This window comes from Clostridium perfringens (assembly GCF_016027375.1).
GTDB lineage: Bacteria > Bacillota > Clostridia > Clostridiales > Clostridiaceae > Sarcina > Sarcina perfringens.
The window spans coordinates 2,325,441-2,340,311 of sequence record NZ_CP065681.1 but is presented as its reverse complement, the minus strand read 5'-3'; the positions used below and the strand labels follow the sequence as shown (position 1 = coordinate 2,340,311).

Genomic DNA, 14,871 nt, shown 5'->3' with positions numbered 1-14,871 from the left:
TAATTTGTTTAGAGTTATGAGCAATTTTAAAAAACTTATCTAGCATTTAAAGGAGGAGACTACATGGAATTAGTTAAAAAGAAAAGAAGAACACCGGGAACTTTGGGAAAATACTTTTATGTTTTTGTATTACCAGCTTTAGCAATTTACTTAATATTTAGTATTGTACCATTTTTATACACAATATTTTATAGTTTTACTAATTATACAGATATAAATCCTATTAATTTAAGTTTTGTTGGATTTGAAAATTACGCTAAGGTATTTTCAACACCAGTAATGATGACTGGTATTAAGAACTCAGTAATATATGCTATAGCTCTTACAGGGTTACAAACAGTTTTGGCATTACCTTTAGCAGTATTATTAGATAAAAAATTAAAAAGCCGTAATTTATTAAGAGCTGTATTTTTCTTTCCAGCAGTATTCAGTTCATTAATAATAGGTTACTTATGGAATTTTATACTTTCATCATCAGATTATGGTTTAGTAAATAATATATTACATTCTTTAGGATTAGACACAATAAATTTCTTCACAACAAATAAAGCTTTATTTTCTGTAATTTTTACTCAAGCTTGGCAATGGACAGGATGGGCAATGGTTATATTCTTAGCAAATTTACAATCAATACCTAAAGAATTATATGAAGCTGCAAGTATTGATGGAGCTGGAAGTTTAAAACAATTCTTTCATGTAACACTTCCATTAATGTGTCCATCAGTAAAAATAATAGTTGTTACAGGACTTATAGGTGGTATGAAGGTTTTCGATATCATATATTCAATGACTTCAGGAGGACCAGGAAATGCTACTGAAACAGTTATGACTGTTATGATGAAAAAAGGTATTTCAGATGGATTCTATAGTACAGGGGCAGCCTTTGGAGTATTATTCTTTATTATAGTTCTTGTAATAAGTGGAATAACAACGAAATTAATGGGGAAATGGAGTGAGTCTATATCATGATGAATAAAGTGAAGAGTAGTGGAATTAAGAAAAAAGACAAAAAACTATGGGGATTAGAATTAGCAATGATTCTATTAGCTGCTATATGGTTTATACCAATTTATTATCTTATAGTAACAACTTTTAAATCTCCTCAAGAAGCAACCGCTAGTCCATTAGGAATTCCTAAGACTTGGATTTTTGAAAATTATTCTAATGCGTGGAAACAGATGAGTTTTCCAAGAGCTTTTGGAAATACAGTGTTTATAACTGCCACAGCGGTTATATTGATTGTTGTTTTTGGATCTATGGCTGGATATGCTTTAGCTAGAACAAAAACTAAACTTGGAAATCGTATGTTTTTGCTTTTCCTTGCAGGATTAATAGTTCCATTCCAAATGAATATAGTAAGTTTATATAAAATCGTAAAGAGTTTACATCTTATGAATAGTGCCTTTGCTGTAATATTAGTAAACGTAGCCATAAACACACCTCAAGCAATATTTTTATTTAAAGAATTTATAGAAGCTACTATTCCAATGGAGTTAGAGGAAGCTGCAGATATTGATGGATGCGGAGTATTAAAAAAGTTTTTTAGAGTTATATTACCACTTTTAAAACCAGTTATTTCAACTGTAGTTATAATAGTAACTTTAAATGTATGGAATGAATTCTTAACACCTTTATTATTCTTACAAAGTAGAGAAAATGGAGTTATTTTACAAGAAGTATCTAGAAATATAGGTCAATTCTCAACTGACTGGACAGCACTTTTCCCAATGTTAATGCTAGGAGTTGCACCTCTTATGGTATTCTATATATTTATGCAAAAATACATAATAGGTGGAGTTACAACTGGAGCTGTTAAAGGTTAAATGGCGAGGTGATAATTTTATGAGAAATATTAATATAGACAAAGATTTTGGAAGTATTATGATAATTGTTCCCCATGAGGATGATGAATTACTTATGACAGGAGGAATAATAAAAAATGCCATAGAAAGTGGAGTTGATGTGAAGGTAGTAATGGCTACTAATGGAGATTATGATTGTAAAGATTTTTCTGTGGGAAGGGCAAGAATTAGCGAAAGTATAGAAGGCTTAGAACTTTTAGGGTTACAAAGTGAAAATTTAATAGTCCTTGGATATGCGGACACTGGAATGCCTAAAGAAGAAAGTTTTATATGGAATCTTTATGAAGAGAAGGATGAAAATAAAATTTTAGAGTCTAGCTGTTCAAAGGAAACTTATTCTTTAGAGAATCATAAAGAATATCACTTTAAAAATTTTAATGAACATAGTAAATATACTAGAAAGAATTTTCATGATGATTTATTAGGAGTAATAGAAAAATATATGCCAAAAAATATTTTTACAACCTCTGAGTTTGATACCCACGGAGATCATAGCGGATTATATTGTTTTGTAGTTGAAATACTAAAAGAACTTAGAGAAAAAAATAACTATGAACCTAATTTATATAGTGGCATAGTACATTCTTGTGATGGGGATGAAAATTGGCCTATTATTACTGAAGAAGTTAGTGAATTTACATGTCCAAAACTTCTAGAAGAAACTTCAAACTTAAAATGGAGTGAAGCATTAAGTTTTATTGTACCTAAAGAAATGCAATGTAATAATTTAAAAGAAAATTTAAAGAGAGAAGCAATTTCAAAACATAGGACAGCATTGAAACCAGATGCCATTGAGTTTTTATATTCCTTTGTGAAAAAGAATGAAGTTTTTTGGAAAATAAAGTGGTAAGGAGAGAGTAATATGGAAGATTATAGAGAGCCTATTTATAAAATAGAGCCTTGGAATATAACAGAAGAAGAATTTCTTTTAAAAAATAATTATAGAAATGAAACAACATTTTCATTGGCTAATGGATATATAGGTACTAGAGGCACCTTTGAAGAGGAATATGATTTTGATGTTGAAACAGGATTAGAAGGAAACTTTGTAAATGGCTTTTATGAAAGTGAGCATATAAGATATGGGGAATGGAATTTTGGTTTCCCTACAGAAAGTCAATCACTTTTAAATCTTCCAAATGCTAAAATAATAAAGCTATTTATAGAAGATGAAGAATTCAGTATGCTTACAGGTGAAATAGAAGATTATAAGAGAGTTTTGCATATGAAAGAGGGAAGGATAACTCGAGATCTTATATGGGTATCACCTAAGGGTAAAAAAATAAAAATTAGCATAAGTAGATTTGTTAGTTTTAATAATAAAAATTTAATGGAAATACGTTATAAAGTTACTCCTTTAAACTTTAGTGGAAATTTAAAATTTATCTCTGCTATTGATGCAAATGTAGAAAATCATACAAGAAAAACTAATCCTTTAGTTGATTATGGTCCTTTTGGTAAAAGGCTTGCAAATGATTATATAGATTCCATAAAAGATGAACTTTATTATGAAGGAACAACATTAAATAGTGAACTTTCAATAGCTTGTGGAGCAGTAAATAAAATATCAGCAGAAAACTTTATAAGAAAGAATTTTAAAAATTATGAGCTTTTTGGGGTATCTTATGAATTTTATGCTAAGGAAAATAAAGAAATTATATTAGATAAGTTTATTGCATATAGCACATCTTTAGATATGAATTGTAAAAAGTTACATGGCTTTATAAAAACTATTTTAAGTGATGCCAAGAAAAAAGGATATATAGAAGCTGAGAGAGAGCAAAAGGAATATGTTGAAGAATTTTGGAGAACAGCTGATGTAATTATTGAGGGAGATGATGCACTTCAACAGGGAATAAGATTTAATCTTTTTCACCTTATGCAATCAGCTGGGAGAGATGGTAAAACCGGAATGGGAGCTAAAGGGTTAAGTGGAGAAGGATATGAGGGACATTATTTTTGGGATACAGAAATGTATGTACTTCCTGTATTTGTATATACTAAGCCAGATTTAGCTAAGAAATTACTAGATTATAGGTATTTTACTTTAGATAAAGCTAGAGAGAGAGCAAGGGTATTAGGACATGATAAAGGAGCCTTATATCCATGGAGAACAATTAATGGAGAGGAAGCATCAACATATTTTCCTTTAGGAACGGCTCAATATCATATAAATGCAGACATAGCATATGCCTTTAAGCTTTACGTAGATGTTAATGATGATTTTCACTATTTAAAGGATAAAGTAGCTGAGGTTTTATGTGAAACTGCAAGGGTTTGGGCTGATGTAGGATCATTTTCTGAGTATGTAGGAAATAAATATTGTATTTGTGCTGTAACTGGGCCAGATGAGTACAATGCTATAGTTGATAATAATTTTTACACTAATCTTATGGCCCGTGAAAACCTTAGAGATGCAATATGGGCATTAAATAAGATTAAAGAAAAAGATCAATTAGCTTATGATAATTTGGTTAAAAAGATTGATTTAAAAGATGAAGAAATAGAATATTGGAAAAAAATAATTGAAAATATGTATTTCCCGTATGATGAGAAAAGAGGGGTGTATCCTTTAGATGATGGCTTTATGAAGAGGAAGCATTGGGATGATTCAAAAATACCTAAAGAAAAGAGACATCTTCTTTATGAAAATTATCATCCTCTATTTATATTTAGACAAAGGATGTCAAAGCAAGCTGATGCAATTTTAGCAATGTACCTTCATAGTAATCTTTTTAGTATAGAGGAATTAAGAAAAAACTATGATTTCTATCAAGAAGTAACATTGCATCATTCCTCTTTATCAACTTGTATATTTGGTATTTTAGCTAGTCAAATTGGATATGATGAGGAGGCTTACAAGTATTTTTCACAGTCAGCAAGAATGGACTTAGATGATTATCACAATAACTTTTATGCTGGAATTCATGCTGCAAATATGGCAGGAACCTGGCAAGGCATTGTAAATGGTTTTGCAGGACTTAGAACTAATAAAGGAATTTTAGAATTAAATCCTACAATACCTAAGGAGTGGAATGCATATAGTTTTAAAATTTTCTATAAGAAGAATCTATTAGAAATAAAAATTTCTAAAGATGAAATTGAAATAAGACTATTAGAGGGCGAGAATTTAGAATTATATGTATATGGAGAAAAAGTTTATCTTAAAAATTTAAGTGAAATAATAAAAATACCAGCTAAATAATAGTTTAGCTATTTAAAAATAAAACTTTTAATCTGCTTTGTTTAAATTTATTATTAATAAGAAAAAAGGGAGAGTGTTTTATGAATAAGGGGTATAGAGCTATCTTTTTTGATTGGGATGGTACTGCTGTAACTTCTAGGAAGGTACCAGTAGATGAAATAGTTTCGAGAATGAAGGGTTTACTTAATAAGGGAATAAAACTAGCAATAATTAGTGGAACTACTATTGAAAATATTGCTGGTGGAAGATTACAAGATTACTTTACTGAAAAAGAATTAGAAAATTTATTTTTAGGCTTAGGTAGAGGGGCATACAATTATAAATTTAATAAAAATAAAAATTTAGAGTTATTCAATAATATGATACCAGAAAAATCAGTTCTTTTAGATGTTCATAAGGCTTGTTTTGATATTCATATGAAGCTTTTAGAAGACTATGATTATAAGACGGATATAGTTTTTAGCAGACCTAATTATTGTAAAATAGATCTTATGGTCGATAATAATAGAGGAGAGCAACTATTTCTTCAAGAAAATGAGGTTGATATATTAAAAGAAAATTTAACTAGGCATGGATTTAATGAGGGGATTTTAGGACTTATTAAAATCTCTGAGGAAATAGGAGAGAAATACGGCTTAGATTTAGTAGTAACAACAGATGCTAAATACTTAGAAGTTGGAGTTTCTAGCAAAAGTGATAATGTAAATACAATTTTAAGGTATTTTAAAGATGAATTTGGAATATTACCAGAAGAATGTAGCTTTTGGGGAGATGAATACATAGGAATTGATGAGGGATTATATGGTAGTGATAGTTTTATGATTACTGATTCATCAAAAAGTGGAGATTTCTTTGATGTTTCTAATTTAAAAGGAAAAAGACCAGAAGAAGTAATAATTTTATCAGGGGGCGTTGAAAGATTCTTGGAATTTTTAAGTTCACAAGAAAATTTATAAAGTTTTGATATTTATAATTTTTTTATAAATATATTTTATAGGTCAAACTTTTAAATGGAGGGGTATTTTTGAATAGAAAAGGTGTATTAAGATTTATGTTTGTCTTTATGTTACTATTGTTGCTACCGTTTACTATTTCAAAAGCAAAGGATTTTCCAGCAAATCCAATTGAAAAAGCTGGATATAAACTAGATTTTTCTGATGAGTTCAATGGTCCTACATTAGATAGAGAAAAATGGACTGATTATTATTTACCACATTGGTGCAAGGATCCTGAAAGTGCTAAGGCTAATTATCGCTTTGAAAATGGATCACTTGTTGAATATATAACTGAAGATCAGAAACCATGGTGCCCAGAGCATGATGGAACTGTTAGATCATCTGCCATAATGTCTTTTGATAAAAGTTGGATACATAATTTTAGTGGAACAACTGATAATCATGAAAGAAATGAGTGGAGAGGTTATACAACTAAATATGGATACTTTGAAATTCGTGCTAAGTTATCTAACACAGGTGGTGGAGGCCATCAAGCTTGGTGGATGGTTGGTATGCAGGATGATACTAATGATTGGTTCAATTCAAAACAAACAGGTGAAATTGATATATTAGAAACTTTCTTTAGTAAAAAAGATACATGGAGAATCGCTGCATATGGATGGAATGATCCAAACTTCCAAACATCTTGGACTATTTCAGAAGATAAAGTTCCATCAGGAGATCCAACTTCTGAATATCATATTTATGCAATGGAATGGACTCCTACTGCTTTGAAATTTTATTATGATAATGAATTATTTAAGGTTATATATGGTTCACCAGACTATGAAATGGGGACAATTTTAAATATATACACAGATGCAGGTTCAGGTGTTCATAATGATGTTTGGCCTAAGGAATGGGCAATTGATTATATGAGAGTTTGGAAACCAGTAGATGGATATAAAGAGAGTGAAAGTTTAAATAATTACTTAATAAGAAATAGACAAACAGGAAAATTCCTTTATATTGAAGAAAATAATGATAAAGTGTCTTATGGGGACATAACTTTAAAAAATGAAAAAAATGCAAAATGGAGTAAAGAATATAGAGATGGATACACTTTATTAAAGAATAATGAAACAGGAGAATATTTAAATATAGAAAACCAAACTGGATATATAGAACATGGTAAGGTTCCAAAAACTTGGTGGAGTGCTCAATGGAGTGAAGTACCAGTAGATGGATATACAAGGTTTGTTAACAGATGGAAGCCTAATATGTCAATACATACAGAAAGTTATGAAGGCGTTTTACAGTATGGAAATGTTCCAAATACTTATTGGACAAGTCAATGGCAACTTATTCCTGTAGAATAAAAATAAAATTTTAAAAGTGTTTTATTAAAAAATTAAGTTTGACCTATATATTAATCAAAAGAGGGAGTTTTATTTTAAGTAAAGCTCTCTCTTTTGTTATTTTATACTCTCTTTGTAAGTATTTAATGTTAAAAATAAGAATATTTAATTTTTATAAGTTTCTAACTTTTCTGTGGCCACATGCTGGACATTTAAAGACAAGTTTATTTTCTGAATCATAGTCATATGCAAAAGGATTTTCATCCATCTCTTCTCCACAGATTTCGCAGATTTCTTTTATTTCAATTTTTTTATTATTTGGTGAATTACTTCTTTTCAATTTAATTTCTCCTTTTAAATATAAAGTTTAAAATTATAGGGTTAAATTAACCTATATAAAAACAATACATCTTTTTTATTTTTACTTCAATTGTAATTTTTTTAATAAAAGATATATAAAATATTGTGGGAAAAATATCAATATATATAATTAAATGTATATATGAAATAAGGGGGAGAGTCAATGACTATTAAAAAATTAAGGGAGTATTTAAAGAAAAATAAAGTAGTTGTTTTATCAGTATTATTAATAGCAAGTATGTTCTTTGGTATTTATAAAAGTACAAAGGTATATTTATATGAAAAAAGATTAGAGGAACAACTTAAGTACAATATTAGTAAATTTGCATATGCAACCTTAAATTCTAGTGGAGAAGAAAGGAATGAGGATGTTTATGCTAGTATGAAAGCCTGTAAGGAGATTGTTGGCCTTTGGGATGGAAGAGGGGGTTACACTGATAATGAAATAACCCTGTTAAGAGCTTTTTGTAATTTAGAGTATTATTGGAAAGTGGAGCGTGAAAGAATAGAGTTGTTATTGTCTAATAATGATTTTGGATGGCTTATATATGATATATCCATGAATTTAGAGAATAATAAGCATATTAAAGATTTTATTGATTTAATAAATGGAGATGTTAAACCAAAATTTTGATGTTTTTCATAAATAAAAATTATGTAGTGATTTCAGTTAACTGGTAAAGTTTTACTGTTTATGTTATTATATAAAATATAATAACAAAATGTTAACAAAAGTCATTTTATTATTGTGTTTTAAGCTTTTATTAAGGATAAGTATTAGTTTATATAATAGGAAAATTTGGTTATGGATAATAATATTATATAGTGAAATAAAAATTTTGATTAATAAACTATAAAACTTAATATTACTAAAGATTAAATATATTTAAAGAAATAGTATTTCTAGATGAAGGAGAGCAATAATGGGAGTTACTACATATAAGACAAAGAATGGAAATTTTATAATTGATTCTAAAAAACTAAATGAAAAAGTTACTGAGGTTTATAAAACTTATGGATTTGATCTTAATTTATATGAATTTGAAGATGAAGTAGATAAGGTTTTTTATCTTAGATATGCAGTTATGAAACTTAAGGAAGAATTAGTTGGAAGAAAGAATAAGTCTGAAAAGCAAAAACTAGCTGAAAATTGGTATGATATTATGTCAGAAAAATTTGGTGCTGACTGGGATAAAGAAAATGCTTGGTGTAAATATATTTCAGAGAAATATATATTAGCAGAAGTTACTCCTAATGGTAAAGAAGTTCCAGAAGCTTATTATGATACAAAGGTAGAGGCTATTATGGAGTTCTTAAAAATGGGAGCTTGTGATAACCTTAAGGTTTTTAGAGGTACAGTGGTATGCAAAGATATCTGTGGAGAAGAAGTATTAATTTCACTTAGAAAAAAAGATGATTATGTATTCCCTCCATTTCGTAAGGGATTTTAAAAATTATAAAGAGAGATAAGTTTAAAATAAGCTCATTAGGTGTAATGAAATATTATACCTAATGAGTTTATTTTTATTACTATAATTAACGTTATCAATGATTTATTAATAAACTATTAATAATGTTAATTATAATTTATGAAACAGCAAAATTGATATTTTTTAAAAAAATTAATATATAAGTAGGTGGGGGAATCAAAGTAATACTGCCTTTTAAAGGGATTTAATAGAATTTATTTACAAAAAGTTAATAAAAAGAACACTTTCAAAAAATTAACTAATAATGTATAATCTATTAAAATATAAATAAAGTGTTAAGAGAAATTAAAAGATTAAGGAATTAATGTAATAATTAAAATTCATTAGTTTCTATATAAAGCTTAAAATTTTTTTATAATATAAATATTTGGTAGGGGCAACTAAGTATTTATTATAAAAATTTTTATAAATAACATAATAAAAAGGGGGACAAATTTAATGAAGGAACAGAAAAAACAGATGAAGAGGTTTTTATCCTCAACGCTCAATGGTTTGGTGGTATTGGCTCTTATAATGCCTAGTAGTGTAGGAACTAATGTAATGGCAGAGGAAATTCAAAATGGGACAAGCCATACAGTAAGAAATTTAGAGAATATTGCTAGGGATGAACTTTATTTTAAGTATCAAAATCCAAATGAAGTAGTAAGAGTTATAGTTGAACTTGAAAAGCCAGCAGCTATAGAGGAAGCTAAGGCTGAAGGTGAGAAAAAACCATCTGAAGCAAAAATTCAAGAAGTAAAAGAAGAACAAAAAGATGCTAAGGATGAAGCAGAAGAAATTACAGGAGAAAAGATAAATAAAAGCTTTGGAACCTTAATAAATGGATTCAGTATCGATACAAAAGTAAAAGATATAGAGGAATTAAAGAAAATCGATGGTGTAAAAAGCGTAAAAGTTGTAAAGACTTATTATCCAGCTATGAATTCTGCTAAAGATTTAACACAGGCAGTAGAAACTTGGAAAGAGTTAGGCTTAAAAGGTGAAGGAATGGTTGTTTCTATTATAGATTCAGGAATAGATCCAAATCATAAAGATATGAAAATAACAGATTCATCAAAAGCTAAGCTTAAAAAAGAAAATTTAAAAGATGGACCAGGAAAATATTTTACAGAAAAAATTCCATATGGATATAATTTTGCTGATGAAAATGAAAATATTATAGATACACATCCAAAAGTAGATATGCATGGAATGCATGTAGCAGGAATAGTTGCTGCCAATGGAAGTGATGAAGAGGTTGCTAAAAATGAGGCAATAAAAGGAGTAGCACCAGAAGCACAATTATTAGCTATGAAAGTTTTTTCAAACAATCCTAATAGACAAGGAGCTGCTGAGGATGATATAGTAGCAGCCATTGAGGAATCTGTTAATCAAGGAGCAGACATAATAAATATGAGTTTAGGATCTTCTGCTGGATTCCAAAAAGAAGATGATCCAGAACAAATAGCAGTTAAAAAGGCTGTGGATGCTGGGGTAGTCGTTGTTGTGGCTGCTGGAAATTCACAATATTCAACGGCTCCATACAAGGTTCCAGATATAAAGGATACTGGTTTAGTAGGAGCTCCTGGAACTGCAAAGGATGCACTTACAGTAGCAAACTATCATAATAGTAAGATGTTATTACCAACAATAAGCTTTGAAGATAATGGTGAAGCAGTTAATATACCATTTATGTTATCAGGAGAAGAAAATAGTCTTAATTTAGATAAAGACTTTGATTTAGTAGATTGTGGACTTGGAAAGGTACAAGATTTTAAAGGAAAAGATTTAAAGGGAAAAGTTGCCTTAATAAAAAGAGGGGAAATTACTTTTATAGATAAAAATTTAAATGCACAGGCAGCTGGTGCTGAAGGGGTAATAATATACAATGGAGATGGTGATGAGTCATTTATAAATATGGCAACAGATCCAAAGGTTAAAATTCCATCAGTATTTGTTAAAAATTCAGATGGGGAAAAATTTAAAAATGCTATTAATAAAAGTTTAAAAATAAAGTTTACAAACAATAAAATATTAGTTGCAAGTAGTGATGCTGGTGATTTTGTTGAATCATCATCATGGGGACCTACTCCAAGCTTAGACTTTAAACCACAAATATCTGCACCAGGTGGAAATATATATTCAACTATAAATGATAATAAATATGGTATTAAGACTGGTACATCAATGGCAGCGCCACATGTTGCTGGAGGAGAAACATTAATAGTTGAAGGGCTTAAAAAGGAAAATCCAAATCTTAAGGGAAGAGATTTAGTAGAATTAGCAAAAAATACAGCAATAAGTACTTCTAAGATAGAGATGGATAAAAATAATCCTAAGATACCTTATTCACCTAGAAGACAAGGAGCTGGTCTTATGCAAATAGAGGAAGCTCTTAAAAATAAGGTTGTAGTATTAGATGAAAATAATAATTCTACTGTGGCATTAAAGCAAATAGGAAATGAGAAAGAATTTACATTAACATTAAAAAATTATGGAGATAAAGAAGCTGAGTATGATGTTGAAAATTTAGGTGGAGTTTTAACAGAAACTAGTGATATTTTAAAGACTATGTCTCATGATGTAAGAATTGAGGGGGCAAATCTTAAGTTTGATAAAAATAAAGTTATTGTTCCAGCTAAGGGTACAGAAACTTTAAAAGTGAAATTAACAATACCTAAAGTCGTTTCAGAGGATAGATTTGTTGAAGGATTTATTAAACTTACAGGAAAAGATGTTCCATCATTATCAGTTCCTTTCATAGGATATTATGGAGACTGGGGAAAAGATCAAATAATAGAAGCTATGAATTGGGATAGTAACAATCAAAAGTTCATAGTTCCATCAGAAGTATTAACAAATTTAAATGGAGCAATTGGGTACAAGCTAGGTTTAGGAGCAAAGGATGAAAAGGGAAATCTTAAAGTAGATCCTAGTAAAATAGCAATATCTCCAGATGGAAATGGAAATGGTGATATCATAGCTCCATATTTATATTATTTAAGAAATGCTAAGGTAACTGAATTAGAGTTATTAGATAAAGATAAAAAATCCTTAGGAGTTATAGGACATGAAGATTATATAAGAAAAGAGGAATATAGTGAACCAAGTGGAAGTGGAAAAGCTCCAAACTTATTTGAGAACTTAACTTGGGATGGAAAGCTATATAACCAAAGTACAGGAGAAAAGGAAGTTGTACCAGAAGGACAATATTATTTAAATATAAAATCAAAAGTTGATTATGATAATGCTAAAGATCAAGAGGTAGTTGTTCCAGTACAAGTTGACCTTACTGCACCTAATATTGAAATAACTTCAGGAGACAAAGTATTAGGTAATAAGGATGATAATGAAGTAGATTATAAATTAGAATGGACTGCTAAGGACAATGTTTCTATTATACCAGATATAGCTACAGTATATGTAAATGGTAAAAGTGTAAGAGCTAATATAAGTGAAAATAATGGCACTTATAGTTGTGACATAAAGTTAAAAAATAATGCTTTAAACGAAGTTAAGATAGCTATGAATGATACAGCATTTAACTTAGGGGAAGTATCTAAGAATATAAAGGTTGAATCTTCAGATCCATTAATAAAATTTGAAGGTAACTTTGGAACTGCTACTTTAAGTGTTGATAATTCTTTAGAATATCTAGTAAAGGGAGTAGTTTTAGGTCCAGTAAAAGAATTTAAGTTAAATAATGAAGATGTTAAGGTAAATGAAGATGGAACTTTTATACATAAAGTTTCTTTAAAAGAAGGTATGAATAAAGTTAATATTTATGCTAAAGATGAAAATGGAAATGTATTATATAATTATGCTAGTAATATATTATGTGATACTAAAGCACCTATAATAAACTTATCATCTCCAAAGATAGAATCAGATGGTATAGTTATAACTAATGAAGATAAAATAAATATAAAAGGTACTGTTGAGGATAACACATTAGGATATAAGTTCTATAAAAATGATACTATTCAATTAGAAGTTGAAGAGAGAGCTAAGCCAGGAAATGATAGCACAAGAAGAGAGTTTTCATATGAAGTTCCTGTAAAAGATGGAGATATTATAGTATTAAAGGCCGTTGATGTATTAGGTCATGAAACTCTTAGAAAGCTTACTGTTAAGGTTGATAAAAATGCTCCAGAAGTGACAATTGGAGGAGTATCAGATCAAGGAATATATAATAGTGATGTAACTCCGAAGGTAGTTTCTAATGAAGATGTAGAAATTAGTTACTTATTAAATGGAAAAGATTATGATGGAAAAACTCCTATTTCAGAGGATGGAAACTATGAGTTAATTGTAAAGGCTACAGATAAAGCTGGAAATAAAACAGAAGTAAAAACTAACTTTACTATAGATAAAACACCAGCAAATATTTCCGTTAATAATATTGAAGAGGGAAAAGTATATAATGAAGAAATTATTCCTGAAATAGCTAGTAATGAAGAAGCTACTTTTAAATATACTTTAAACGGAAAAGAATATGATGGTAAATCTAGTATAAAAGAAGATGGTGACTATGTTTTAAATGTACAAGCAACAGATAAAGCTGGAAATGTATCAAATAAAGAAGTTAAGTTTTCTATAGATAGAACACCTACTAATATATTTGTAACTGGAGTTGAAGAGGGTAAAGTTTATAATGAACCTGTTACTCCAATAATTGAGATTGATGATAAGGATGCAACTTTAAAATATACTTTAAATGGAAAAGAATATGACGGAAAATCAAGAATAGATGAAGATGGTAAGTATATCTTAAAGGTTGAAGCTTTAGATAAAGCAGGAAACCCATCAGAAAAAGTTATTAACTTTGCTATAGACAGAAGTTCCTTAAAAAATTCAGAAAAGGATGATCCAAATAACAATAAGAAATATAATGAACCTATTGATGAGGAAATAGTACAAAAGCCTGAAGTTAAAACTGATTCAAAAGAGGAATTAAATGCTAATAAGCTTAAAGAAGAGAATAAAGTTAGTGAAGAAAATAAAAGTAATGAAGAGAACTCAGTTAAAGATGAAAAACTTCTTAAGAAAGAAGGAACATTGCCAACAACAGGACAAGTTCTTGGAGGATCTATGCTATCTTTATTAGGAGCTATAATGGCTTCAGTTGGAGCTGTTTTCTTAAAAAGAAAAAATAAAAACAAGGAAGAATAGTTAATAGAAAGTATTTAAAATAAATTAATAAATTTAGGATATTTTAAGGGGATTATTTAAAAATATAAAGTAGATAAAGAGTTTTCTTATAGGGTAAACAAAGAAATTTGTTTATACTTAGGAAGGCTCTTTATTTTCTTACTAATAAAGATGATTATCTTATAAAAAATAGATTATATTAATAACTTTAGACTTTATTTTAGTGTAATAATAAATTTCTTTTTGCAATTTTAAGTATATATTTTTTATAAAAATGATGCTTTTTAAATAAGGAAAAAATACCATATTTATTCAATAGAAAATGTTTACATTAATAGGGTGGAGTAGTATAATAAAAGTGTAAAGAGAAAGAGGTATTACTACAAAATAAGGTTTAAAAATTTTAGAATATAAACCTAAAATGGATTATTTTAAAACTTGTAAACGTTTATAGAGTCCTGGATTTTGAATTTTGCTTTTTAATTAACAGTGATCTAATTCTCTTTTCATAAGATATAGCTTTAATGAAAA

At 28.7% G+C, this 14,871-nt stretch carries 10 protein-coding genes; 9 read left to right on the top strand and 1 reads right to left on the bottom strand.

Annotated elements, in window-relative coordinates:
- Nucleotides 1-63: 63 nt before the first annotated feature.
- The 6 genes from I6G60_RS11075 (at nucleotide 64) to I6G60_RS11050 (ending at nucleotide 7,381) form a co-directional block, all read left to right on the top strand.
- A complete protein-coding gene (locus I6G60_RS11075) occupies nucleotides 64-969 on the top strand; it encodes a carbohydrate ABC transporter permease (protein WP_003451894.1) in 906 nt (301 codons plus the stop codon).
- Nucleotides 966-1,823, top strand: coding sequence for a carbohydrate ABC transporter permease (locus I6G60_RS11070; protein ID WP_003451790.1), 858 nt, complete (start codon nucleotides 966-968; stop codon nucleotides 1,821-1,823). The genes I6G60_RS11075 and I6G60_RS11070 overlap by 4 nt, the downstream gene beginning before the upstream one ends.
- 19 nt (nucleotides 1,824-1,842) lie before the next feature.
- Complete coding sequence (locus I6G60_RS11065) at nucleotides 1,843-2,712, top strand: PIG-L deacetylase family protein (RefSeq protein WP_011590576.1); 870 nt, start codon at nucleotides 1,843-1,845, stop codon at nucleotides 2,710-2,712.
- Between the two features lie 12 nt (nucleotides 2,713-2,724).
- A complete protein-coding gene (locus I6G60_RS11060) occupies nucleotides 2,725-5,067 on the top strand; it encodes a glycoside hydrolase family 65 protein (RefSeq protein ID WP_057231272.1) in 2,343 nt (780 codons plus the stop codon).
- Nucleotides 5,068-5,147: 80 nt separating this feature from the next.
- Complete coding sequence (locus tag I6G60_RS11055) at nucleotides 5,148-6,023, top strand: HAD family hydrolase (protein ID WP_003456288.1); 876 nt, start codon at nucleotides 5,148-5,150, stop codon at nucleotides 6,021-6,023.
- A 68-nt stretch (nucleotides 6,024-6,091) separates the two neighbouring features.
- Nucleotides 6,092-7,381 (top strand): glycoside hydrolase family 16 protein, encoded by a 1,290-nt coding sequence (locus I6G60_RS11050; RefSeq protein WP_003456415.1) that lies wholly within the window; start codon nucleotides 6,092-6,094, stop codon nucleotides 7,379-7,381.
- Nucleotides 7,382-7,532: 151 nt separating this feature from the next.
- Here I6G60_RS11050 and I6G60_RS11045 read toward each other — a convergent pair whose 3' ends face one another.
- Complete coding sequence (locus tag I6G60_RS11045) at nucleotides 7,533-7,700, bottom strand: hypothetical protein (RefSeq protein WP_003456228.1); 168 nt, start codon at nucleotides 7,698-7,700, stop codon at nucleotides 7,533-7,535.
- Nucleotides 7,701-7,883: 183 nt separating this feature from the next.
- On the opposite strand from I6G60_RS11045, the gene I6G60_RS11040 reads away from it, so the two are divergent.
- The 3 genes from I6G60_RS11040 to I6G60_RS15405 all read left to right on the top strand — a co-directional run bounded on the left by I6G60_RS11040 (nucleotide 7,884) and on the right by I6G60_RS15405 (nucleotide 14,361).
- The gene (locus tag I6G60_RS11040; RefSeq protein ID WP_003456199.1) at nucleotides 7,884-8,354 is read left to right on the top strand and encodes a hypothetical protein; all 471 of its coding nucleotides are present in this window, start codon (nucleotides 7,884-7,886) and stop codon (nucleotides 8,352-8,354) included.
- Between the two features lie 289 nt (nucleotides 8,355-8,643).
- Nucleotides 8,644-9,171, top strand: coding sequence for a hypothetical protein (locus tag I6G60_RS11035; protein WP_003456144.1), 528 nt, complete (start codon nucleotides 8,644-8,646; stop codon nucleotides 9,169-9,171).
- A gap of 477 nt (nucleotides 9,172-9,648) precedes the next feature.
- Nucleotides 9,649-14,361 (top strand): S8 family serine peptidase, encoded by a 4,713-nt coding sequence (locus tag I6G60_RS15405; protein ID WP_110077891.1) that lies wholly within the window; start codon nucleotides 9,649-9,651, stop codon nucleotides 14,359-14,361.
- Nucleotides 14,362-14,871 lie beyond the last annotated feature (510 nt).